The sequence below is a fragment of the Desulfosporosinus sp. genome (genome assembly GCF_014237355.1).
Lineage (GTDB): Bacteria > Bacillota > Desulfitobacteriia > Desulfitobacteriales > Desulfitobacteriaceae > Desulfosporosinus.
This window is the reverse complement of the sequence record NZ_JABZFS010000062.1, coordinates 1-24,429: the sequence shown is the minus strand read 5'-3', so window position 1 is coordinate 24,429 and position 24,429 is coordinate 1. Positions and strand designations below refer to the sequence as shown.

The following is a 24,429-nucleotide window of genomic DNA, read 5'->3' as shown; positions in this document are numbered from 1 at the left end:
TCAGCTCCATCAGAGGTTTTTAATTGAACTTTTCGAGAGGCGCTAAGCCATCTGACAAAAGGAGAGTGGGTGTATGGTCAAACAATTGGGTTTCGTGCTTGACGTTAATCGGTGCCTGGGCTGCGGCGCCTGTGCCAAAGCCTGTCAAAACGGAAATCAGTTGGCCCCTCTTCTATGGCGTCGGATTCGTAGGGTAGAGAAAATCTCCAAGGATCAGATTCAGATATTTTATTTATCCACTGCCTGCAATCATTGCGGCGATCCCGAGTGTCTAAGGGTCTGCCCTTCTGGGGCCTATGCCAAACGCCGCGATGGTATTGTCCTACATCTTTCCGAAAAGTGTACGGGCTGTAAGTCCTGCGTCGCCTCATGTCCCTTTGGAGCTCCCCAATACAATCTCCAGACTAACAAAGCGGGTAAATGCCAGCTCTGCCATGAACGTTTAGATCAAGGTATGCCTCCTTTTTGTATTCAAGCTTGCCTTACTGGAGCGCTTAAGCTAAAAGAACTAAAAGACATTGCGGAAAACCAGTTATTAAGACTTACGGCCCCCGTTCCGAGCCTTCGATTGACGCGCCCCTCTGTTTTCTATAAGCCACCAAGAACTACTAAACTATGAATTGCCCAACTAAATCATGGGTTAAAAGCAAAAAGGACCGTTTTTTTGTATGTAATTACAAAAATTCCAGTCCTTTTTTGTTCATTTTTACAATTTTTAATCTGATCGATTCGACCCAAATATTGTATAACCAACCTAAGGCAGGGAATAATCCTATGACTAGATCTTCTTACGTCCCACGTAGCTGGTATGCAGCAGCTTATGAGCCCTTTCTCCATAGGGCTCGCCTAAGAAGTCTTTATAAAGGCCTATAATGGCCGGATTTTCATGCGACTTCCGCAAAGGTTTATTTCGGTCTTCACGGTATAAGGCTCCGGCTCGGTCAGTTAGAATATCTAAGTTCCCATGATGATAGGGTTGTCCGCCTCCCCCAATACATCCTCCAGGGCAAGCCATGATTTCAATTACGTCATAATTACTTTCCCCTGCTTGTATTTTCTCTAGGACCTTACGAGCGTTACCTAGGCCGTGGATAACTGCTGCTCGGTAATCCCTTCCCGCAATAGGGATGACTGCTTCCTTAAGTCCATCCATTCCTCGCAGAACCTCAAACTCCACTTTCTCCAAAGTTTCACCTGTGATTACCTCATAGGCTGTCCGTAAGGCAGCCTCGAGCACTCCACCGGTTGCTCCAAAGATTACGGAGGCACCAGTGGATTCCCCCAAGGGGTGGTCAAACTCTTGGTCTTTGAGATGATCAAAGTGAATGCTGGCTTCCCGAACCATACGAGCAAGTTCACGAGTCGTGATGACGATGTCCACATCCGCAGTTTCTGCACCTTGAGCTAGTTCAGGACGAGCGGCTTCGTATTTTTTGGCAACACAGGGCATCACGGATACAACCGTAATGGTCTTAGGATCGATTCCCAGGGTTCTAGCATAATAACTTTTAATCAAAACCCCTAACATTTCATGAGGAGATTTACAAGTTGAAGGAATGTCCAAGAGATCTGGAAATTGATGTTCGAAGAATTTAACCCAGGCAGGGCAACAACTGGTGAGCAGAGGTAGTCGACCGCCATGTTTTATACGATGGACAAGCTCGGTTGCTTCCTCCATAATCGTCAGATCAGCTGCAAAATCCGTATCAAAGACACGGTCAAAACCAAGCCGTCGAAGAGCCGCGACCATTTTACCTGTCACAATCGTCCCCGGCTCTAAATCGAATTCCTCCCCTAGTGCAACCCGTACGGCTGGAGCAGTTTGTACAACGACAAATTGATTAGGGTCGTTGAGAGCTTTCCAAACTTTGTCCACCTGATCCAATTCCGTTAATGCACCAGTAGGGCAAACTGCTATACACTGTCCGCAGAAGGTGCAAGCGGTTTGGCTAAGAGGTAGATCAAAGGCTGTTTTAACAACCGTCTCAAAACCACGTCCCACGGCAGAGTAAACACCTACCGTCTGTACCTCGTTACACATGGTTTCACAACGGCGGCAACGAATACATTTGTTAGGATCTCGAACAATGGAAGAACTCGAGCGATCAATTTCAAACTCAGACTCTTCTCCTTCATAGGAGATATGGCGCACGCCTAATTCCGAGGCTAAGGATTGAAGGTCACAATCCTGGTTTTTTGCACAGGTTAAGCAAGATTTAGGGTGGTCAGAAAGGAGAAGTTCAACCATAGCCCGTCTGGCCTGGATAGCTCGCAACGAATCGGTTTTGACAACCATACCGCTAGCTACTGGGGTTGAACAAGAGGATGCCAAATTACGTCGACCTTCGATTTCGACCACACAGACCCGACAGGAAGCAATGTTGTTGTTGTAATGCATTTCATTAAGTTTCAAGTAGCATAAGGTCGGAATATCGATGTTTATGGTTCGTGCAGCATCTAAGATGGACATTCCTTCCGGCACTGTTAGAGATATGTCATTAATGGTTAGCTGTATATCCATATGGAGTCCTCCTTCAGGGATACCTTAATGGCGAATAATGGCCCCGATAACGCGGCATTGGTCCATGCAGGCCCCACATTTTAGGCAACGTTCTTGATCGATGACATGGCGCTTCTTGGTTGTCCCAGTGATACAATGCATAGGACATTTTTTAACGCATAGGGTACAACCCACACATTTGTCTGTAATTTCATATTTCAACAAGTGACTACAAACGCCCGCCGGACAGTTTTTGTCGACAACATGGGCGATATATTCTTCCCGGAAATACTTTAAGGTCGAAAGGATGGGGTTTGGTGCACTTTGTCCTAATCCGCAAAGGGCAGTGTCTTTAATGATATGACACAGTTTCTCTAAATTATCTAAATCCTCTAAAGTCGCTTTCCCTTCCGTGATCTTGGTCAGGATTTCATAAAGACGTTTCGTCCCAACGCGGCAAGCAGTGCAACGACCACAGGATTCATCCATTGTGAACTCCTGGAAAAACTTGGCGATATTGACCATACAATCATCTTCATCCAGGACAATGAGTCCTCCAGAACCCATCATGGATCCTATAGAAGCTAAAGATTCATAATCGATGGGAGAATCCAAATACTTGGTAGGAATACACCCTCCAGAGGGGCCTCCGGTTTGAGCTGCTTTAAACGTTTTACGTTGCTTAATCCCTCCACCAATATCAAAAATTATCTGACGCAGAGTGGTCCCCATGGGAACTTCCACAAGCCCGACATTATTGACTTTGCCTGCTAAAGCAAATACTTTTGTTCCTTTACTTTTTTCCGTACCTATTGCTGAAAACCATTCCGCTCCATTTAAAATAATTGGTGGAATATTAGCCAAGGTTTCGACATTGTTGACGCAGGTTGGTTTACCCCACAACCCCTTTTGGGCAGGGAATGGAGGTTTAACAGAAGGTTCTCCTCGGGCTCCTTCGATAGAATGGATCAATGCCGTTTCTTCACCACAGACAAAGGCTCCAGCTCCAAGTTTAAGCTCTATGTCAAAGGAAAAATCACTGCCTAAGATTTCTTTCCCAAGTAAACCAAAATCTCGGGCTTGGGCAATGGCAATTTTTAATCGGTGAATCGCCGCTGGGTATTCTGCTCGGACATAAATAAATCCTTCAGAGGCCCCAATCGTTGCGCCTGCAATGAGCATTGCCTCTAAAACACTATGGGGGTCACCCTCTAAGACAGAGCGGTCCATAAAGGCGCCTGGATCCCCTTCATCGGCATTACAAATGATATAGCGTTGATCTGCTTCGCTCTTGCGAGTCAACTCCCATTTAACACCAGTTGGAAAACCGGCGCCACCACGTCCTCGCAGTCCGCTTTGTTTTAGAACATCAATAACTTCAAAAGGCTTCATGCTGAAAAGAACTTTGGATAAAGCTTGATAGCCATCCGCGGCAATATATTCAAGAATGTTTTCTGGAGCAATAGAACCGACATTCCTTAAGGCTATGCGAAGTTGCCCATCATAAAAAGGAATGTTGGTGGCGAAACGCTCTTTAGTGTTCGGATCCATAAAAAGGAGGTGCTCTATTACATTACCTTTTATAAAGTGTTCTTCAACTATGGTTGTTACGTCGTCTGCCGACACTTCACAATAAGTTACTTTATCGGGAAAAATCTCGATCATTGGACCCTTTTCACAAAAACCAAAACAGCCGGGTTCGAAAACTTTAATCGTATCGGATAATCCACGCCTATTTAGCTCTTCCTCTAGAACTTCAGCGATTCGAGGACTGCCTGAAGAGTGACAACCAGGTCCTCCGCAGACCATAACGTGCCTTACATGCCCTTGAGCATTTTTTGTTGTAATTGCTTCGGCAACACGCCGTGATTCTAAGAGTTTTAGACTTTGGGCTTGTAATGCCTTCAATGCATCTATATTTATGAGTTTCATATGGCTTTTCCCTTCCTTCGAGGGCGTGTCAAGGGGACGGTCCTTTTGACACACTTCTTCGTGTCAAAAGGACCGTCCCCTTGACACACCTCATGTATTCGCTGCTTAACTTTCTGGGCGATACTTTGCCAAGACCTCGTTAATGGCTTGGGGTTCGTGCATGCGTCCATGCACTTCACCATCGACGATCATGACTGGAGCGAGCCCACAGGCTCCAACACAACGCAAAGTTTCTAAGGTAAACAGATTATCTGGAGTAGTTTCCCCAGCTTTAATCTTAAGCTGATTTTCAAGTTCTTCTTTTAATTTTTCAGCCCCTCGAACAAAACAAGCGGTACCGGTGCACACATTAACAACGTGTTCTCCCCTGGGTATCATTGTAAAAAAAGAATAAAAGCTGACAACACCATAGACCATTGCGGAAGGTATATCCAGTTTCTGAGCGATATGCCATTGAACATTATTAGGTAAGTATCCATATATTTCTTGAGCGTAATGAAGGACCCCAATAAGATTTTCCTTTTTATTGGTCAAACTGTCGATATAATCATCTAGCTTTTTGACAAACTGATTTGGCGAAGCTGTATCACACATGAAAATCCTCCTTTTTACTACCAGCGAATGTTACCTGCATTTACACCTCTTTCTTAATTGATTTTGCGCTTTCTCCAAATTTAATCTCTACGGCTTATCGATATCTAATGGGGAACGTCGGTTTTTATTTCTAGTTTAGCTTCCTTCACTCGATCTGTCGTGTTTTTGGACATTAAATAAGCGTTTTGTGAATAAAGAAAATTTTATTAATTAAGAAAATGGCGAAGTAAGTAGTTAAGTCCAAATATGCATAATAGTCTGATAACTATTTGTCCATAACAATACAATTGCACTTGATAATAATAACAACTAACGGTACCCAACCCTTGAACTAAAAAAGACTCCACCTAATTAAAGAGGAGTCTCTGAAAAAATATATGTTTTTTAAAAAAGGGACGCCCCCATGGGAGCCTTTTTACAACGGGATAAAGATCTTGACGGGCCGTCCTACTGTTCCATACTTCTGTTCAGATTTTAATGTTCCATTTTGTTCGAGGAATTCTAGGTAACGGCGTACTGTAACCCTTGTCAGCTTAACTCCTTCTGCAACTTCCTCAGCAGAAAGAGGACGACGATTCGCATTTAAAAACTGAACTATTTGGCCTAGAGTAGCTTGATGCAAACCTTTAGGCAAAACCATTTCTCCGAACGATCCAACAGCCGATAGGTTGGGTAGAGGCATATACCCAGTAGAAATCGAATGGTTATTTTCATGGTGGTTAGTTTCAGGTGGGCTATTTTCAGAACTATTGCTAGTGACTCTGTTTATCTCTCCAGTTAGAGATTGGATTTGTTCAACCATTTGGTTAAAGGCATCCTCAAGCTCCCCTATTTCCTTAGCTCCGGAAACGTTTATCTTCTCAGTGAGATGACCGGTTGCTACGTCCCGAGTTCCTAACATGATATTGTGCAAAGGATTAACGATAACTCTCTGAAGGAAAAACCAGGTAAGAAACGCCACCAGGATGGTTAAGGCCAGTCCTATTCCAGCCATCTTAAGTAAAGATCTAGTAAAAATATCTTGCTCATAGGAATGAGAAATTCCTACGTAAAAAATCCCAATAATGTTTCCATTATCTGTACGTAATGGAATGTAACCCGCTTGGTGCCATTCACCTACAACATCAGCCTCTCCCACATAGGTCTGGCCATTTTTCAATACCGTCTGGGCCACATTAGAAGAAACCTTCGTCCCAATAACTCGTTCACCGTTTGAACCACGTACAGTAGTAGCGACTCGCGTGTCCCCTAGAAATACGGTGACAGTGTCCCCTGTAAGACTAGATAAATGATCCACAATATCATTATTAAGGCTAATTTTTACGGGTCCTTTATAAAGGTTTCCGCCTTGTTCTGACCACGAGCCGGGATATGTCTTATTTAGAATCTCCTCACAGGTTGCCAAATCTGCTTTTACTTTGATAATCGCGGTGGCTACGGCACGATCTTTCATGTATACCCCAACCAATACGAGAAAGCTAACTGCCAACAAAACGAGCGAACTCAACAACAATATAAGAATCTGGTGTTTGAGCGAACGCACGACGAAGTTCACCTCTTTCGACTACATATGTCTATACCCAAATAGTTTATTTGAACTTAATTCGAGGATAAAATTCAAAAACCTTTAACTTCTGCCATATTTATTGAAAAAAAACGAATCTTTACGCTTCTTTATGAATAGAAGTAACTCAACTTGGGTATTTTTATGGCATTCGAATATGGATGAGAGAATTTTGAGATTCTTTTCCATAAATTTCATGCTAAATATATTAATATCCAAGCATTATCCGATTAGTTTCTAAGCAAACTAAGCTCATAATCTTTAAAGTCTAATAACACCTGTCATCCTGACCTATCTGGTCAAGAAAATAACAAATATGGATACAAGATTAAAGGAGGAACGACTCAATGAACTGGAAAAAACCCTTTTTAGCCTCAATTATTTCTCTTACATTCTTAACAGTATTAACCATGGGTTGCAACCAAGCAGATGAAACCCCTTCTACTCAGCCATCTGGACCGCAGCTAACGGAAACTCCAAAGGTTAGCTATGTTGGTGACGAATCATGTAAAGCCTGCCACACTGAGTCCTATGAGAATGTAACTCATACAAAACACTATGATACGTTCAAACCGCTTTCCGCCTTTCCGCTTGATAAACCTCTAGAACCAATTACTATTTTTGATGCCGCTAACAAGGAAAAACCTACATCGACGACTCTAGATTTATCTAAAGCGAAAGTCTATGGGGTTATGGTGAACAACTATATTATTGCGGAAATTCCTAAAGAAGCTGGATTTAAAAATCAATTTTATCGTGTTGGAGCACTTAAGAAAACAAACGACAAATGGGCGGTTGAACCCCCAAAGCAAGCTGATATTGACAAAGATGGCAAGAATGATTGGACTGCTGAGAGTTACGCCAACTGTGCAAAATGTCATTCACCTGGAGTTGAAACTGGATCTCCTAATTATGGTATATCCTGCGAATCTTGCCATGGACCCGGTGGAAATCACGTGAGTGCCACCGATAAGAAGGGAACAATGAGCTCTGAAGTTGCTGAAAATTCGTGTAATACCTGTCATCAAAGTAACCCATCTAAAAATGATCAAGGAACCTTTATTGCAAACAATCACTATGGTACACGAAATTACTTTGCTAGTAAACATGCTCAAAGCTCAGAAATGAATCAGTGTCTCACTTGTCATACATCCCATAAGGCTAATGCCAATGGCTCTCTCCTACCGACGGACAAACCAACTGATAACTGTTTGAAATGCCACGCTGGAAAAACCTTTAATCTAGATAAATTAATGTGGAAGAATCCAACTGATGATCGAGGCCATTTCACAAAAGATCACAGTTTCGGGGCTATGAAATATGAAGATCTTCAAGACGACCCTGCAACGAAACCTATCGAGATAAAAAATCCTACATTTATCGAATTGATTAAGAAACATTTTCCTGAACTAGCTAAGTAATCTTTAATCTCGATAAGTGTTTTCCAAATACTCCATAACACGACAGGGGTATGTAATTCATAGAATTACATACCCCTCTTAACGTATTTTAAGATGGCTATTATATATTCGTATACAGTTATAGCTTAATTTGACTGCGAGAATTAAAAAACGTTTTGTAGCCCAACTGTACAAAAAGTAATACGGTTAATGAAACACTGCCAACAATACCTAGCATCACAGCGATTTGATATTCTATCGCTATAACGGGTGAAGCACCGCCGAGTATTTGACCCGTCATCATACCCGGTAAAAAGACGATACCCATCCCGACCATAGAGTTAATGGTCGGCATCATAGCGGCATCGAACGCGCTTTTCACGATCTGCTCAGAGGCCCTTTTAGGCGTCGCTCCAAGAATTAGGGCAGCTTCAACTAGTTGTTTATGGGTCGTCATTCCTTCGACAAGTGTTTTAACACCCAACGAGATACCTGTCATGGAGTTGCCAATGATCATACCTGCAATCGGAATGATATATCTGGGTTCGTACCAAGGGTACACCTGCAATACTATAAGCACAAAATAAGTTATACTTGCAAGAATACCCAAGGTCATAGAAAGAGCTATGATCTTCTTTATTTCAGATGACAACTGCAATATAGTTCGATTAAAGATGTTATTGATAGCAAAGATAAGCATAATGGTGATAATCCCCAGAGTATAAACGGGATGGCTATGTTCAAATACAAAAGCAAGTATATAACCAACAAGCACTAGTTGAATGGTCATTCTCAGGGAAGAAATTAGAATTTCTTTTTCTCTCGGAATCCCTTTGAATCTAACTATGACTATGAGCACAAGAATAAAAATATAAGCTGCAGTCATTTGCCAAATCGATAAATCTATGTTCGCCTGCATAAAATGGCCTCCTTTGTTTTCACTGCATTGCCTTTTTTATTTCTATGATATGCTCAGCAAAACCTTGAACTAAGGCTTTAGAGTGGGTTACCATAATCATTGTTTTCTTCAAACGTTTGACTACTTTGACCATTTGTTCCATTACTGATTGGGCCGTCTCTTCATCTAATGCTGAGGAGGGTTCATCCAAAAGGAAAACGTTTGGTTCCAGCAGTAAAACTCTTGCCATAGCCAAACGTTGTTTTTCCCCACCAGATAGAAAACTGGCATTAAGTGACATATCCTTATTTAATCGAACGATTTTTATGGCTTCCTGGATTTTACCATCACCTACTTGAGGTTTTTCGCAAAACTTAAATCCGATTAATAAATTATCCCTTACAGATCCTTCAAAAATTACTGGAGACTGTGAAAGCATCATGACTTTTCGTCTGAGCACAATCGGATCCCATTGGGATAGAGGTCTATTCTGAAACAAGATTTGTCCTTCATCCGGGCTGATTAAATGGTTTAATAACTTTAAAAGTGTTGTCTTCCCACTTCCGCTTTCTCCAATTATACAGGTGATCCTCTCTTTAGGAATTTCTAGTTGGTCTATATTTAATATGCTTTTATATTTCACACCACGTAGTGTGTACATTTGATTATCACTCCCTTGTATAATTCATTGTTCATTAAGTTCTTTGAAAAGCTCATAGGCTTTATTTTTCGCTTCCTGCAATACATCGCTTCCTTTTTCTGTCGTTTTATAGTACTTTCGAATTTTTCCATCAACGTTCCTATCTTCTTTTTCTAACAAACCAGCTGAATCCATGGTATGCAGGAGCGGATATAAAGTCCCTGCGCTCAAATTATATCCATGCTCACGAAGCTCCTTTAACATCCAGGAACCGAATATGGGATCTTTTTTTGCATGATGAAGAATGTGAATCTGAATAAACCCCAAGAATAGCTTTCGATAGATTTGTTTTTCCACTGTATCACCTCATACATCTATTGATATCATTTCCCGATATCAATACTCGATATTATGATACCATGTTATCCTAAAGCCGTCAAATAATAGCTCTTTTTCAATTCATACTCTCCTTCGAAGAAGACTATTAGGAACTGCTAGTTTATTTTTAACCTAATTGATATATATAAAATCTAATCAATTAGGGTACCATAATGATACAATCTCGACACTGAGTTAAAATTATATAAATTGAGGTGATCAACTTATCATAGGATAATAACTGACTATTACATGTCGAGAATTGCACGATGCGTGTACAAGACATAAACGTAATTTTTTTATTGAATTGCTTGTTACTGTTTTTAGGAAATTCCCTAAAAATAAGAAAAGGAAGAGGTAAATTATGAAACAACCTTTAATGAAAATTATCGGCCTCACCGTCCTATCCTTGGCCGTCCTCACAGGGTGTGCCGGTACCCAACCTAAACCCGATACTACAATACCAACACCAACCCCTGCGCCTGCAACAGACCCAAAAACTCTAACAGCTATTAAAACAACATCTGCCCCAACATTAGACGGAAAATCCTCAGAAGATACCTGGGCTAATGCACCTGAGATGAAATTAACAGTATCTAATGCTGGAGCCCTTCAAGGGGGCACAGGAGGAAAGTTCGAAAACGGTAGTACTGAAATCTCTATGAAATCAGCTTATGATGCTGAAAACGTATACTTCTTGCTTCAATATAAGGATCCTACCGATTCAAAAGAACGTGGCCCTTGGGTTCTTGAAGGCGGTAAATTAGTAAAAAAACCTTACAACGAGTACTACGAGGATAAAGTCGCCTTTCTCTGGAACATCAAAGATTCCACAAAAGGTTTTAATGAATCTGGTTGTGCTGTAACCTGCCATGCTGCTACTGATAAAGAAGGAAAAACAGTAATGAAACACTGGACAACTGCTGAGAATGAATTATTGGATATGTGGCATTGGAAATATGTTCGTCAGAACTCCCTGTTCGGTCCTGATAAACCAGGACTTATGCATGATCAGTACATGGATAGCGTTAAATATGATCCAAATGACGCAACAAAAAAAGGCGCAGGCCGCCACGCTGACCCCGGTGAAAAAGAGTATGTTGAAAATGTGAATAATGATAAAACAGCTCCTAAGGTAGTTCGTGATGGTCCAGCTCTAAATGGTAACCCTTATGTAATTGTTGAAGGAATTGATAAGACTAAACCTTTTACAACAGACTATATTAAAACTATGAAAGAGGGAGATTTTATCCCTCATCCGATAGCTAAACAAATTTCTGGAGATCCTGCAGACATCAAAGCTAAAGGCAAATGGGAAAATAGTGTATGGACCTTAGAGATATCCCGTAAGTTAAAAACGACGTCTACCAAAGACATTCAGTTCGATGATCTCGCAAAAACTTACTCTTTTGCAGTTGCCGCCTTTGACAATTCCCAAATAGGCCATGCCTATGAAAATACAGTACACAAACTAGCATTTAAACAGTAATTCCAGTACTAAGTTTTGAAAGCCTTTGCTTGCTAACATCAAGCAAAGGCTTTCTCTATTAACAAATATGGATGCTGAAGCAAAGTTAAGCTTGATTATAGTACCTTTTACCTTATAATATTTTTAAATAAATTGGTTGTTTATGCAGGAGTATTTTAGAGAAACGTAGAAGATTAGAACAGATGACAAGTAGCAAACAACTTATATAATACTATCTACGAATGTGCCTGTAGGGGGCTTAATACTGTACCCAGAACTATATAAAGGCTTACAAATATATATTGGTAATATAAGTGTATAATTACCAATAGAGGTGCATTGAGTTGAACAATTATTCAATTGGTAAATTTGCCAAACTTATTAGTAAGACAGAACAAACATTAAGAAACTGGGATAAAAACGAAACGTTTAAACCCCATCACATAGGACCCAGTGGCTACGTTATTACTCTCAAGAGCAACTTAATCATTTCCTAGGCATTAAAAATAACTTGCATCCAAACAGAAAAATAATCGGTTATTGTAGAGTTTCCTCCCACAAGCAGAAAGATGATCTAGTTAGGCAAGAAGACAATAGGTTGCAGGGAAAAAGGGTTCATAAGGCTAAGAAGATGATCAAGGAGTTGCTTGAGAATGATACTGGGGAAGAAAGTTAGACTCAAGCCCACTGAAGAGCAAGAACATCAGTTGTGGAAGTCGGCAGGAACCTCAAGGTGGGCGTATAATTGGACATTGGACAAACAAGAGAAGAACTATGCAAGTGGTGGAAAGTTCCTTTCAGACAATGACCTAAGAAAAGAATTGACTCAATTGAAGCAAACAGAAGAGTTCTCTTGGCTTTATGATGTCTCCAATAATATTACGAAACAGGCCATTAAAGATGCCTGTGAAGCCTACAAGAAGTTCTTTAACAAACTGGCTGATAAACCTAGATTTAAGAGCAGAAAAAGGTCAAAACCATCCTTTTACAATGATAACGAAAAGTTAAAACTAAGGAAATTATCGGTTCTTATTGAAAAGGTAGGTTGGGTGCAAATATCAGAACAGATTCCCATGGGTGTAAACTACACCAATCCCAGAGTATCATTTGACGGAAAGTATTGGTATTTGTCTGTAGGAAGCGAACGAGAGCAAATCGTAGAACCCCTTACGAGTGAAGTAGTCGGTATTGATGTCGGAGTAAAGGAACTTGCAGTATGCTCTAATGGCATGATATTTAAAAACATCAATAAGTCCCAAAGCGTCAAAAAGCTGGAGAAACGACTACGCAGGTTGCAACGCAAAGTTTCTCGTAAATATGAACTAAATAAGGAGGGAAGCCGTTTCGTCAAAACCTGCAATATTGTAAAAGTTGAAAAGCAAATCCGTGTGCTGCATCGAAGGTTAAATGGGATCAGAAACAATCATATCCATCAATCCACTAAGGCAATTGTGAAAACCAAACCTTGCAAAGTGGTGATGGAAACCTTGAATATCAAGGGTATGATGAAAAATCGACATCTATCTAAAGCTATAGCCAAGCAAAAATTATACGACTTCAAGTCAAAGCTTCAATACAAATGTGAGATTCAGGGCATTGAACTCATTGAGGCAGATAAATGGTATCCGTCTAGTAAGTTAGTTGTGGGGCTATAAAGCAAGACTTCAAATTGTCAGATAGAGTCTACAGATGTAGTTGTGGTTTAGTGATCGATCGAGATTTCAATGCATCCATTAATCTTTCGAGATATCAATTAGTAGTCTAGTCACTCAAAAGACACTACTAATGTGTACGATTCGTTGCATCGGAATTTAAGCCCTTGGAGTGTTATATCAAACGAAAGTAGTCTTCGGACAAAATCGGACACTATGAATAGGGAAGCAAACAAAGCCTTTATAAACTTTTATGAAGTTTTGGCAACGGTATGCTATGAAGAAGATTCGTTCCCTATCTAAGCTTACGCGCACTTATATTTCTGCCTTAAGTTTGATTGCCTTATTGACCCTTGCTACTTTCATAACTATGCACCTAATAATCTTGACTCAAAAGGATAGTGCTTTACTTGTTAATTTAAGTGGAAGCCAACGATGGTTGTCTCAGAAAGCCGCCCTTCTAAGTGTAGAACTTGTTTACATCACTGATTCTGCTGAGCGAGATCAATCTAGAAAGCAACTATTAAGCATAATAAATCAATTACAAAGAAATCACCAAGCCTTGATCGAAGATACTCCTAATATAATATCATCGCAAAGTTTAACCCCTCAAATGCAAAAAGTGTTTTTTAGCCCACCTATAAATTTGGACACACGGTTTAACAAATATACATCAGAGGCCCTTGCTTTAGCTAATGAACCAGAGCATTTGCTTACTCCAGATAATCCTCACTTTACTTACCTGCTTCAAAACAGCGAAAACCTCTTGGAATCACTAGATCAGATAGTATCAATGTTTCAGAAAGAAAGTGAGGCTAAAGTTCAACGCCTTGGGATGGTTGAGATTACAAGCGGCGCAGCAATTCTTTTAACCCTTGCTTTTCTTGGTTTGTATATTTTTAGGCCATTAGCAGACACTTTACTCAATGAAAGGTCTCAATTAGAAAAGGCGAATCAAGAACTCAGTCTTCTTTCTTCAATCGATGGATTAACCGGTATAGCGAATCGCCGTCATTTTGATCAATTTCTCGAGCAGCTATGGTTACATTCCGCACGTAATAGTGAACCTATAGCAATCATACTATGTGACATCGACTTCTTTAAGGCGTATAATGATACTTATGGTCACTTACAAGGGGATGAATGCCTTAGGCAAGTAGCGTCTTCCTTAAAGAACTCCCTCAAACGCCCTTCAGATTTTGTTGCTCGGTATGGTGGAGAAGAATTTGTGGTCGTTCTCCCTAACACGGATATCGAAGGAGCTTTAACGGTTGCTGAAACTTTACGAGTAAATCTAGAAAGTTTAGAAATTCCCCATCGCCTTTCCTCCATCACACCAAAAGTCACGATAAGTCTAGGAGTAGCTATCGGACATGCTGATCACACATATCAACCGAAAACGTTAGTGGAAGCTGCAGATTCTGCTCTTTATCAAGCAAAACAGGAGGGTCGTAATCGTTATAAATTAGCTAACTTCGCGGGTTAACTCTAAATTTATTCCAATTGAACTTTTTTAAAAAGGCGAACATCGAATGTCTAAAAGCAGAACGGGGTGCCACTCCCACTAGAAAGTTGGAGTTTTACTATTAAATTAAATTCAGGAGGTTGCATCATGAGTTTTGAAATTAACAAGAGTGTAAAATGGGTAGGTAAAATCGACTGGGAATTGCAAAAGTTCCACGGTGACGAGTACTCTACACATCGAGGTTCCAGCTACAATTCGTTCCTTGTCCGTGATGAAAAAACAGCCCTCATTGATACTGTTTGGACTCCTTTTGCCAAGGAATTTGTCTCTAAACTGAAACAAGAAATCGACCTAAATTCGATCGATTACATCATTGCCAATCACGGTGAACCCGATCATAGTGGAGCTTTACCCGAATTAATGAGAGAAATTCCCAACACCCCTATCTACTGTACCGCTAATGCCATTAAGTCCTTAAAAGGCCAGTATCATCAGGATTGGAACTTTATACCCGTCAAAACGGGGGACAAACTAAGTCTTGGCTCAAAAGAATTTATTTTTGTTGAGGCTAGAATGCTTCATTGGCCTGACACCATGTTTACTTATATGACCGGGGATAATATTCTTTTCAGCAATGACGGATTTGGCCAGCATTTGGCATCAGAGCATATGTTTAATGACTTAGTCGACCAAGCCGAGCTATATCAAGAAGCTCTTAAATATTATGCCAATATCTTAACTCCGTTCAGTAAAATGGTAGAAAATAAAATTAATGAAATCTTAAGCTTCAACCTACCCGTTGATATGATTTGTCCAAGTCATGGTGTTATCTGGCGGGATAATCCTTTGCAAATAGTTGACAAGTATATGGGATGGGCAAAGGATTACCAAGAAAATCAAATTACTATCATCTATGATACAATGTGGAACAGTACCCGACATATGGCCGAAACAATAGCCGCCGGAATCAAACAAAGTAACAAAACTGTAATCGTAAAGTTGTTTAATTGCAACTCTACTCACACAGATAAAAACGATATCATTTCTGAAGTCTTTAAGTCAAAGGCGATTATTGTAGGTTCACCGACTATCAATAAAGGCATCCTCTTCTCCGTTGCTGGGATTCTAGAAATGATTAAAGGTTTAGGATTCAAAAACAAAAAAGCGGTTGCCTTTGGTAGTTATGGCTGGAGTGGTGAAAACACTAAACTCATTTCCTCTGAATTAAGCAAAGGCGGATTTGAACTTCTAAATGAAGGCCTAAGGGTAACCTGGAATCCAGATAGTGATGCAGAAGCAAGCTGTCTGGAACTTGGTCGGAGTGTTGGAGAAGCACTTAAGTAGAAAGTTTTCACAATTTAATATCATGAAGGAAGGGGAGCGTATTAAACGCTTCCCTTCCTTCATGATTCCCTATAGTAACTCATTTACATATGTATTTATTCTACTCATAACTCATTAGGCTTTCGGTAAAGTTTCTCTTCTATAATGTAAGAACTTACTCACATAACCGTCAATTTCCTTGTAATGATTCTTTTGAGACTCCAGCCATCTGTCTCTCCATTTTTTCCACAGCTTTTCTGACGCTTCTACAACCACTGGGTCGAATTGTATTCCTTTGTTTAGAATTACCTCATCCCAGCATTCCTCCCAAGATAAAGCTTTTCGATAGGGTCGTATCGAAGTAATTGCGTCTATAGCATCAGCCACCCCAATAATTCTTGAACCCAATGGTATTTCATTCTTTCGTAAGCCACTAGGGTAACCATTCCCGTCCCATCGTTCATGATGGTGAAGCACAATTTCAGCGATTTGTTTAAGCCCTTTTGATTTGGCTAGAATTTTATAGCCAATCTCTGAATGGTTTTGTATTTGAGCCCATTCATGAGGTAGAAGTGTACCTCTTTTGTTTAAAATACTTTCTGAAATACCCATCTTACCAATATCATGAAGATGTGCTGCTATATGAATATTTTCTAGTTCTGAACCCTTAAGCCCCATGGTGCGCCCTAAATCATAGGACATATCCCCCACCCTAGAAGAATGACCGCTTGTATACAAATCTTTCGCTTCCAGAGCAGCTGCTAAACACTCAATGATATCGTGGAAGTGTTGCGGTTTTAAAAGTCTTTGTATGAATTGAAACATTTACGTTTCCTCCACTTGAATCGTCGATTAGCAGCTTATGTCCCGTAATTCTGAACGATCGTATCTTCAAGTTCGTTAAGCAGTCTGTCTAAGGAAGCACCACTGCTGCTATGACTTCTGAATACTGGTATTTTCTTCCTTTTTGCTTCTTTAACTGCCGTATGAATCATTTTATGAGAGACTGTCGAAGTAAATAAAACAATTCCATCAGGCGATCCGATCACTTTATCAAACTTAGTAGGCATCTGGGTATAGACTTTTACACTGTGCCCACGCTTAGAGCAGATTCCCATATATTCGCTATGCATTCTGTCATGACCACCTACCAATACTATACTCATGGTCTAACCCCTCCTAAATATTTCTTTCCTACCAGATCCGCGGATGTCCGAATTGTTACTTTATATACCAAACAGTGTAAACTAGAGCTACTCAACCCCGATTATGTAATTGAAAGCAATTATCATTTATATCTCTAAAAAAATGCCCCTTCCTTACTTCAGGTGCACCTTACTTCACAATATTTTACTAATAATCCTCCCTGAGCTGTTCATGCCCGCAAACTTTTACTTCTATTGTGTCCGCATTTTTATCACCCCTATTAACAAGCTCTGCAATTGATAATCAGTATCATTAACTTGTGAATATAGTATCACTAATCTCCCCTTCCGTCAACGTTAAACTGGGTAAAATAAGAACTTTAAAAAGAAGCTCTAAAGACTATGTTTCTTTCAGAGCTTCTTTATCTTTTTATTGATTAAACGTAATTGTAATATCAACAATTTCTGGAGTATTACCTATTCGAATTGGCGGACCCCATGTCCCATATCCCGACGATACAATGAGTTGAAAATCACCTTTGTGCAGTAATCCCCAGTCCTGTTCAAAAATTCGCTGCGTAATGAACTGAATGGGAAACATTTGTCCATTATGTGTATGTCCGGAAACTTGCAAATCCACCCCTTGTTTAACTGGTTCCTCCAAATGTGAAGGTTGATGATCCATTAATATCAACGGAAGAGAACGATTTACTCCTTGCATTATGTCCTTTAAGTCTTGTCTTTTGACACCATTGAAACGTGACCCTGATAAATCATCTCGCCCAATCAGATAGAAACTTCCGGCAATCTCCTGGGAACTATCCCTTAAGACCTTAACCCCTGCTTCACCCAAATATTTTATGGCTTCATCTGCATTACCGCCTATGTATTCATGGTTACCCAGTACAGCAAAAGAACCGTATGTTGATGTAAGTTTACGAAAAGTTTCTGATATTTGCAGTTTATTCTTAGACTCTATATCTTCATCGAACACATCCCCCACAAATAGAATCAAGTCAGGTTTTAAACCATTTACCTTATTGACTAGTTTTAGAAGGTGATCATGATGAACGATTGTTCCTAAATGGATGTCTGAAACCATAACAACCTGCAATTGCTTTAAGGCTCCTGCTTGTTTTGCAATTGATATATCATAATGATTAATCCTAGGATAACTGGCATTCCAGGCTCCGTAGCTTACGATACCAATGACTAAGATAAAAACGCTCAATCCCAAGGAGGGGTTTAAACTCTGTTTTATATCCAGTGGTACAATCCTTAGCCAGCGGTCAAATAATCCTAGAAGATCTAGTACACTGATGAGTAGTAAAAAGTAGAACATAAAAGCGATCCAATAAGCACCTGCTATTGTTAGTCCTTCGTATAACACCGTCGGAAGAAATTTCTCGCTAAACCGGCTGATTAAATATGAGAAGGAAAGAAGAAAAAAGACAAGCCAATATACTTTAGAGCTTAAAAAAGGCACGTAACTAAATAAGGCCTGCCATCCACGCAGGCCGATATAGTAATTGAGTCCACAGTAAACTAGAAAAATAACAGTACCCACTACAATAACTAAGGGGCTTGTCATATCTATTGCTACCTCCTGAGTTCCGACATTAGGTTAAATGCTATTATCTACAGGGGGTATTATACAACTTTTTCCGGATTACGTCACATCCTGCTTAATAATTTTTATTTAATATACTGTACTTGATTGCAAGTAAAAAACCAATTGCTAGCATATGAACTTGAAACACCAAAAAATACTTCCTAATTAAGAGGATTATTGGGATGGAAAAAGAATAGCTTAGGACAAGGAATATTTGGAGGTGGATCATGTATGACAAAAAACCATAATGAAGGCGCGTATGCACCCGCATTCATGAAAAGCAGAGAGAGCCTTAGTAAGTTAACCCCTCAAACTATCATGGAAAAATCACTTTGCAACTTTGCAAATTCTTGGTTTTCAGTCAAATGCTTTGGTCAGATAATTGAAATATCATATCCAGAAGGGCAAATAGTGACTCAGGGTTTGGAGAATTCACTTTCACTCGATAAGAGATTACTCCTTCTTAATTATTTATCCTATGCCCAAAATCTTCCTCTCTCGGGTCAATGGGTATCCTATCGTGATTTACCCAGCGGAAATGTCTTCTATCCACACATTAAAAAGTATACGCTTGAAGTTCTAGGAGACTTTTTTTCCAGTTGTGACAAAGCTATATTGCGTCACTGTTTAATTGAAGGGGGGTTCGAATTGATCCAAACCAAGGCCGATCTTACTGCCAAAGGGTTCTTTGCTCCCAGAATCCCCATCCTTCTTAAGTTCTGGGAAGGAGAAGAGGATATACCTTCAGCTTGTCAAATTCTCTTTGATAGTACCATATCTAAACAAATGCATATAGAAGATAGTGCTGCATTGTGCAACATTATTAAAAACCAAGTTATTAATCTATACAATTCGAAAAGAGCCAACGTGACTAATGTAGGGAGATCTGGATAGTGGACTCGATTAGCTAAAGATGAACGAATCTTTCCCTAGCTTGACACGTTTAATTCTTTCCCCGGGGATCAGCTCAAAAATGATCACTAAACTCTTTATGCAATTTTTTGATCACACTGGTATATGGGACTTATTATATAGATTACTTGACATAAGATTTCCTCAAAATCAGATACCCAAGTCTCAACCTAGCCGGATTGATACTTGGGTATCTAAGTCTAATGAATGTAAACAACATGCTTAATATTATCGAAGTAACCGCAGCCCACTCATGATAACAAGGATTGTACTTCCTTCGTGCCCTATCACTCCTAAGGGCAAATTAATATTTCCGAAAAAATTAGACAAGATCAGCAGAAACATCACCGCAATAGCGAAGCTCACATTTTGTTTGACCACCTTAGTCGTACGCCGCCCTAAGGCAATGGCATAAGAAACCTTCGAAATATCATCTGCCATAAGGACCACATTAGCCGTCTCCAACGCTACATCAGTTCCGGCAGCACCCATAGCAATACCTACGGAAGCCGCCGCTAAGGCCGGTGCATCGTTAACACCGTCGCCGACCATAGCAACCTTTCCAGATTTCTGTAAATTTTTGATAATATCCACTTTATGTTCCGGCAGTAAGTCTGAATATACCTGATCAACCCCTGCCTCCTCACCAATGATTTGGGCAGTTGAAGAGCTGTCACCTGTCAACATTACTACCTTAATCCCCATTTTCTTAAGTCTTTTAATAGATTCATTCGCTTGCGACCGCAAAGTATCTTGTACGGCTAAGACACCGATCCGTTCTTTCTCCCCCTGAACAAAAATAACCGTATTCCCTTGCCTCTCCAGTTTTCGGACAACCTTCAATTCTTCATTCGGTAATTTCTGCCCCCCTACTAAATCTAGTTTTCCTATTCGATATTCCTGCCCCTCTACTATCCCCTGAACCCCAAGCCCTGGAACAGCTTCCAGCTTTGAGGCTGAACTCAGGTGAAGATCCTTCTCTTTTGCTTCCCGGATTATAGCTTTAGCAATCGGGTGTTCTGACCATGTCTCCAAGGAGGCTGCAATACTTAAGACCTCGTTTTCCGTGTAGTTTCCATAAGGTATTATCCGAGTAATTCTCGGTATTCCCTCGGTGAGAGTTCCGGTTTTATCAAATGCCACTACGCTTACATTACCGATTGCCTCCAGATAAGCGCCCCCTTTAAATAAGATGCCCTTGCGTGCTCCATTCGATATCCCTGATAAAACAGCTGGCATGATGGAGGAAACTAAGGCACAGGGGGAGGCTACAACGAGAAAGATCATCGCTTTATAAATTGTTTCATCCCATGACCATCCTAAAACAAAAGGTGATAGAACTGCGATCACAATTGCACCAATGATCACGATTTTCGCATAAATACCTTCAAACCGCTCCATAAATAATTGACTGGGAGGTCTTTCGCTTTGCGCTTCCTGAACAAGATGAATTATTTTAGCAAGCAGAGTTGCTTCTGCGGGCTTAGTCATTTCGATGACTAAAGCTCCTTGTCCATTCATAGTTCCAGCAAAAACTTCGTCCCCTGTAGATTTATCTACGGGAATCGATTCACCCGTAATCGATGCTTGATTTACAGAGGAATATCCTTCGCGCACAATCCCGTCCGCCGCGATCCTTTCTCCTGGTCTTACTAACAAAAAGTCACCTTGATTTAATTCTTCGACTCTAACTCGTTTTTCTACATTCCCTTGCAACACAATAGCCTCTTCTGGGCGTAGCTTCATGATGGACTTAATTTCGCCATTCGTTCGTTCTAAAGTATATCCTTCTAAAGCACCACTTAAGGAGAAAATTAAGATCAATATTGCTCCATCCCTCCAAAACCCAATACTGGCTGCACCAATGGCTGCGACAACCATCAGTAAATCGACATCCAAATCTTTTTCCTTAATTAGAGTCTGCAAACCTTCCCAGGCTTTCTGATATCCACCTATGGCATACGCCAAAAGGTAAAAGGGAACTTCGAGTTCAGAGCGACCATATTTACCTGAATACCAAGCCATGATAATAAATCCTAAACTGAAGATAGTAACAATTAACCCTTTGTGCCTATCCCAAATTATGTGCCAAGTAGTCATTTTTACACCAAGTCTCCTCTTGTACATTTTTTCACAAATTTTTGGATAATCTTATGTAACCCATCCTTGACTCTATTAATCAAACCCGTTCAAATGAGGAGTCGCATAAGATTCATAAACAGTATTTAAAACGTTTCAGCATTTATTTTCTTTAAGGTATGCAAAAACTGCTTTATTTCATCGTCGGTAAGTACTGACATCATCTGCTCTGTCAAGTGCATATGAAAGTCATGATGTTCCTGAAAAGCCTTTCTCCCTAGATCTGTAAGACTGATCAGATTAACACGTCTATCTTCTTTCGTCGATTCCCGGCGAGCTAAATTCTTCTTTTCTAAGCGATCTACCGTTACGGTAGTAGTACCTGTTGTAACTCCAAGCTTCTGGGATAAACCTTTCATATTTATTTTTTCGTGTTCACCAAGTACTTCAATAGCATGTGCCTCAGAAACCGTGAGCTCACTAGATCTCACGATGGAATTTTCCCAGGATGAAAACCCATTAAAAAATGCTAAAAGTTCATGCGTTAATTCTTCATTGATAGTCATTAAAACTCCTCCTTTGTATATTTAGTAATTCATACTGTTTTGTATTAAAAATGTTTGACTTTCAAGATATATGATAACAAAAATACTTTTCGCTGACAAGGGGTCAGCGAAAAGTATTTAATTCTTGTATCCAAAAGTACTTTAATCTGCCGATCTATAGCAGTCACAGTTTACACCGTTCAAGCATACCGTTCACTTTCAGCCCATGCCGTAAGCTTCGCTCGCTAGTCGACATTGAGTATTATTGGAACTGATGTTGTTGATTTGTCCAGCCCATATTTTGTTGATTCTGCTGGCCTTGACCCTGTTGACCTTGCATGCCTTGTTGGATAAGACCTCCTGAGCGTTTTGCCCAAGAGGTCTACCCCGTATATTTCATATTACTCCCTTAAGATTGACGATTATTTACATGTTATCATCTTCCATAAAATCTCTCCCGCATCTAAGTCCGCGGCAACCGCCACAACCACATGATTTTTCATGGCCCTCACACAGCCTGTAATCTCCACCTTCTATTCTTAGCACTTTCCCATTGACCAGAGACTCAGCAAGTTTTTTTCTTGCATCTGTATAGATACGCTGAACAGTTGTGCGTGCAATATTCATTTGGTCTGCACACTCTTCCTGCGTATATTCCTCTAAGTCAATGAGTCGAATCGTCTCATACTCATCTACAGTCATAATAACAAAATTATCTTGACTAATGGTTGTGTTGAGTGGACCAAATCGGTTGCTTTCTGGCAAACAACACACTTTTCTACATTTCCTAGGTCTCGGCATAAATCCATCACCTCAATTTGCGATATTGAAAACTTGATAAAATATAACAGATATTTATCTCTTTAGGTACTCCTGACTTCCATGGTTCTCTATAGGCAAAACTAACATTAATATACCAGAAATTTTCACTTTATACAAAATAGCTTTGTCGAAGTAAAATATCCTAAAAACCTATCTCGTTCAGAGAGGGTCTTGTTCCCCAAACCCCATAGTCAATCAATAGTAAAATCCATGGTGTTTATGTAAGAATGTTGATAGACAAAAAGCGGAGTGTTTAATTCATCTTCTTATGGAACCCTACGAAGAACGTAGTCCCTTCCGGGCTGTAGTATCTATATCAATGCACGTATGTGTCGCTCTGAAAGCTATAACCGATAGGTAGATCCAACCTGTACCTTTATCTTTCGTCTAAAAAACGGTGTTCTGTTCCCAGTTTTCTTGAATATGGAGGGGAATCTTTATAAATAGTCAATAAGAAGACTAATTTTTTTCGAAGAATTGCAAAAGATAATTTGTAGTTAAACCCTCAATCCATATTACCAGGACTTGATATCTGCTTTGTCCTTAAGTTGAATCATTACTTGAAGAAAGAAGATGTTTTATGGAACTACTTGATGTTATGAAAACCAGACGAAGTATTCGGAAGTTTAAAACTAAACCTATAGATGAGTCATTAGTTAGGCAACTTATTGAAGCCGGTCGACTTGCTCCCTCAGGGAGTAATCTCCAACCTACTCGCTTTGTCATAATAAAAAGTGATTCCGTACGTGCGAAGCTAAGCCAAGCTACCCCATTACCGTTTGTGAGCCAAGCTCCGGTTGTCATCGCCTGTTGTGTTGATTCCGAATCCTTCGAAAGTCTAGGCACTCGAATGCATGAGCTTAAGAATGCAGGCGCCTTTACTGATACTCCTCTTGATAAGATTGATTCTGAAAGCTATACTAAGCGCAGAACAATGGATCAGTCTGCGGCCGATGCTTATCTTCGCTTAAACGCAGCTATTGCTATAGATCATATTACATTACGTGCTGTTGATCTTGGGCTTGGCACGTGTTGGGTGATGATGTTCGATCAAAAGAAAGTTAAAGAAATCCTAGGTTTAGGCGAAAACTATAATGTCGTAGCCTTAATTCCCGTAGGGTATCCTGATCAGAATCCTAGCGCCCGTCCAAGAATTGAGATGAATGAAATCGTGCTCAAAGAGATATAGGACAATATCTTTGTCTGGAATGGATTTCTCATTGCACTTCGTCGGTGTGGATCGAACACGAAAAGCGAACGAGCTTTTCGCCACACTGCGTCCCGTAACGCATACTCCTGCAGTGTGGATCGTGGAACCCCGGCATCTTAATTACGAAACACAGAAAGGACTAACTCATTAAGAGATAGTCCTTTCGCTTGTTTACCTGGCGATGACCTACTTTCCCAGGAGCTATGCCCCAAGTATCCTTGGCCCTGGAGGTCTTAACTTCCGTGTTCGGTATGGGAACGGGTGGAACCCCTCCGGCATAATCACCAGAT

The 24,429-nt window shown here is 40.3% G+C and carries 20 protein-coding genes, 1 rRNA gene and 2 pseudogenes; 9 read left to right on the top strand and 14 right to left on the bottom strand.

The genetic code is table 11. The features are described from left to right. The first annotated feature begins 73 nt into the window (after positions 1-73). Positions 74-619, top strand: coding sequence for a 4Fe-4S dicluster domain-containing protein (locus HGJ98_RS13640; RefSeq protein WP_291351959.1), 546 nt, complete (start codon positions 74-76; stop codon positions 617-619). 159 nt (positions 620-778) lie between these two features. On the opposite strand, the gene HGJ98_RS13635 is transcribed toward HGJ98_RS13640, so the two are convergent. The 4 genes from HGJ98_RS13635 to HGJ98_RS13620 form a co-directional block, all read right to left on the bottom strand. Further along, positions 779-2,521, bottom strand: a complete 1,743-nt coding sequence (locus HGJ98_RS13635; RefSeq protein WP_291351958.1) for an NADH-dependent [FeFe] hydrogenase, group A6 — start codon at positions 2,519-2,521, stop codon at positions 779-781. A gap of 24 nt (positions 2,522-2,545) precedes the next feature. Continuing rightward, positions 2,546-4,432 (bottom strand): NADH-quinone oxidoreductase subunit NuoF, encoded by a 1,887-nt coding sequence (locus HGJ98_RS13630; RefSeq protein ID WP_291351957.1) that lies wholly within the window; start codon positions 4,430-4,432, stop codon positions 2,546-2,548. 105 nt (positions 4,433-4,537) lie between these two features. After that, on the bottom strand, positions 4,538-5,026 hold the full coding sequence (locus tag HGJ98_RS13625) for an NAD(P)H-dependent oxidoreductase subunit E (protein WP_291351956.1): 489 nt from the start codon (positions 5,024-5,026) through the stop codon (positions 4,538-4,540). A 415-nt stretch (positions 5,027-5,441) separates the two neighbouring features. Further along, positions 5,442-6,569, bottom strand: coding sequence for a cache domain-containing protein (locus HGJ98_RS13620; protein WP_291351955.1), 1,128 nt, complete (start codon positions 6,567-6,569; stop codon positions 5,442-5,444). A 368-nt stretch (positions 6,570-6,937) separates the two neighbouring features. Here HGJ98_RS13620 and HGJ98_RS13615 point away from each other — a divergent pair, with 368 nt between their 5' ends. Continuing rightward, positions 6,938-8,011 (top strand): cytochrome c3 family protein, encoded by a 1,074-nt coding sequence (locus tag HGJ98_RS13615; RefSeq protein WP_291351954.1) that lies wholly within the window; start codon positions 6,938-6,940, stop codon positions 8,009-8,011. Between the two features lie 118 nt (positions 8,012-8,129). Here HGJ98_RS13615 and fetB read toward each other — a convergent pair whose 3' ends face one another. From fetB to HGJ98_RS13600, 3 genes are read right to left on the bottom strand one after another with little or no spacing between them, the layout of a single operon-like run. After that, positions 8,130-8,909, bottom strand: coding sequence for an iron export ABC transporter permease subunit FetB (gene fetB / locus HGJ98_RS13610; protein WP_291351953.1), 780 nt, complete (start codon positions 8,907-8,909; stop codon positions 8,130-8,132). Between the two features lie 19 nt (positions 8,910-8,928). Continuing rightward, positions 8,929-9,549 carry an ABC transporter ATP-binding protein gene (locus HGJ98_RS13605; RefSeq protein ID WP_291351952.1) on the bottom strand — a complete coding sequence of 207 codons (621 nt, stop codon included), beginning with the start codon at positions 9,547-9,549 and terminating at the stop codon, positions 8,929-8,931. Between the two features lie 24 nt (positions 9,550-9,573). Beyond that, on the bottom strand, positions 9,574-9,885 hold the full coding sequence (locus HGJ98_RS13600; RefSeq protein WP_291351951.1) for a PadR family transcriptional regulator: 312 nt from the start codon (positions 9,883-9,885) through the stop codon (positions 9,574-9,576). A 385-nt stretch (positions 9,886-10,270) separates the two neighbouring features. On the opposite strand from HGJ98_RS13600, the gene HGJ98_RS13595 reads away from it, so the two are divergent. From HGJ98_RS13595 to HGJ98_RS13575, 5 genes and pseudogenes are all read left to right on the top strand, one after another. Beyond that, entirely contained in the window at positions 10,271-11,395 is a 1,125-nt protein-coding gene (locus HGJ98_RS13595; protein ID WP_291351950.1) for an ethylbenzene dehydrogenase-related protein, read from the top strand. 323 nt (positions 11,396-11,718) lie between these two features. Further along, a pseudogene (locus tag HGJ98_RS13590) lies at positions 11,719-12,050 on the top strand (MerR family transcriptional regulator). After that, positions 12,028-13,139: pseudogene (locus tag HGJ98_RS13585) on the top strand (RNA-guided endonuclease InsQ/TnpB family protein). The pseudogenes HGJ98_RS13590 and HGJ98_RS13585 overlap by 23 nt, the downstream one beginning before the upstream one ends. Before the next feature lie 140 nt (positions 13,140-13,279). Next, complete coding sequence (locus tag HGJ98_RS13580) at positions 13,280-14,512, top strand: diguanylate cyclase (RefSeq protein ID WP_291351949.1); 1,233 nt, start codon at positions 13,280-13,282, stop codon at positions 14,510-14,512. Between the two features lie 126 nt (positions 14,513-14,638). Beyond that, positions 14,639-15,835, top strand: coding sequence for an anaerobic nitric oxide reductase flavorubredoxin (locus tag HGJ98_RS13575; RefSeq protein WP_291351948.1), 1,197 nt, complete (start codon positions 14,639-14,641; stop codon positions 15,833-15,835). 114 nt (positions 15,836-15,949) lie between these two features. Here HGJ98_RS13575 and HGJ98_RS13570 read toward each other — a convergent pair whose 3' ends face one another. From HGJ98_RS13570 to HGJ98_RS13560, 3 genes are all read right to left on the bottom strand, one after another. After that, the gene (locus HGJ98_RS13570) at positions 15,950-16,639 is read right to left on the bottom strand and encodes an HD-GYP domain-containing protein (RefSeq protein WP_291351947.1); all 690 of its coding nucleotides are present in this window, start codon (positions 16,637-16,639) and stop codon (positions 15,950-15,952) included. Between the two features lie 35 nt (positions 16,640-16,674). Continuing rightward, positions 16,675-16,980, bottom strand: a complete 306-nt coding sequence (locus HGJ98_RS13565; protein ID WP_291351946.1) for a DUF2325 domain-containing protein — start codon at positions 16,978-16,980, stop codon at positions 16,675-16,677. A 409-nt stretch (positions 16,981-17,389) separates the two neighbouring features. After that, the gene (locus tag HGJ98_RS13560) at positions 17,390-18,550 is read right to left on the bottom strand and encodes a metallophosphoesterase (RefSeq protein WP_291351945.1); all 1,161 of its coding nucleotides are present in this window, start codon (positions 18,548-18,550) and stop codon (positions 17,390-17,392) included. Positions 18,551-18,802: 252 nt separating this feature from the next. Here HGJ98_RS13560 and HGJ98_RS13555 point away from each other — a divergent pair, with 252 nt between their 5' ends. Further along, entirely contained in the window at positions 18,803-19,465 is a 663-nt protein-coding gene (locus HGJ98_RS13555; protein WP_291351944.1) for a DUF3786 domain-containing protein, read from the top strand. Between the two features lie 246 nt (positions 19,466-19,711). On the opposite strand, the gene HGJ98_RS13550 is transcribed toward HGJ98_RS13555, so the two are convergent. The 3 genes from HGJ98_RS13550 to HGJ98_RS13540 all read right to left on the bottom strand — a co-directional run bounded on the left by HGJ98_RS13550 (position 19,712) and on the right by HGJ98_RS13540 (position 22,908). Beyond that, positions 19,712-21,508: a heavy metal translocating P-type ATPase gene (locus HGJ98_RS13550; protein ID WP_291351943.1), complete on the bottom strand. Its 1,797-nt coding sequence runs from the start codon at positions 21,506-21,508 to the stop codon at positions 19,712-19,714. A 200-nt stretch (positions 21,509-21,708) separates the two neighbouring features. Then, complete coding sequence (locus HGJ98_RS13545; protein ID WP_291351942.1) at positions 21,709-22,128, bottom strand: MarR family transcriptional regulator; 420 nt, start codon at positions 22,126-22,128, stop codon at positions 21,709-21,711. A gap of 405 nt (positions 22,129-22,533) precedes the next feature. Then, complete coding sequence (locus tag HGJ98_RS13540) at positions 22,534-22,908, bottom strand: DUF134 domain-containing protein (RefSeq protein WP_291351941.1); 375 nt, start codon at positions 22,906-22,908, stop codon at positions 22,534-22,536. A 619-nt stretch (positions 22,909-23,527) separates the two neighbouring features. Here HGJ98_RS13540 and HGJ98_RS13535 point away from each other — a divergent pair. Further along, positions 23,528-24,118 (top strand): nitroreductase family protein, encoded by a 591-nt coding sequence (locus HGJ98_RS13535; RefSeq protein ID WP_291351940.1) that lies wholly within the window; start codon positions 23,528-23,530, stop codon positions 24,116-24,118. A gap of 194 nt (positions 24,119-24,312) precedes the next feature. On the opposite strand, the gene rrf is transcribed toward HGJ98_RS13535, so the two are convergent. Next, positions 24,313-24,428, bottom strand: a 5S ribosomal RNA gene (rrf, locus tag HGJ98_RS13530). Position 24,429 lies beyond the last annotated feature (1 nt).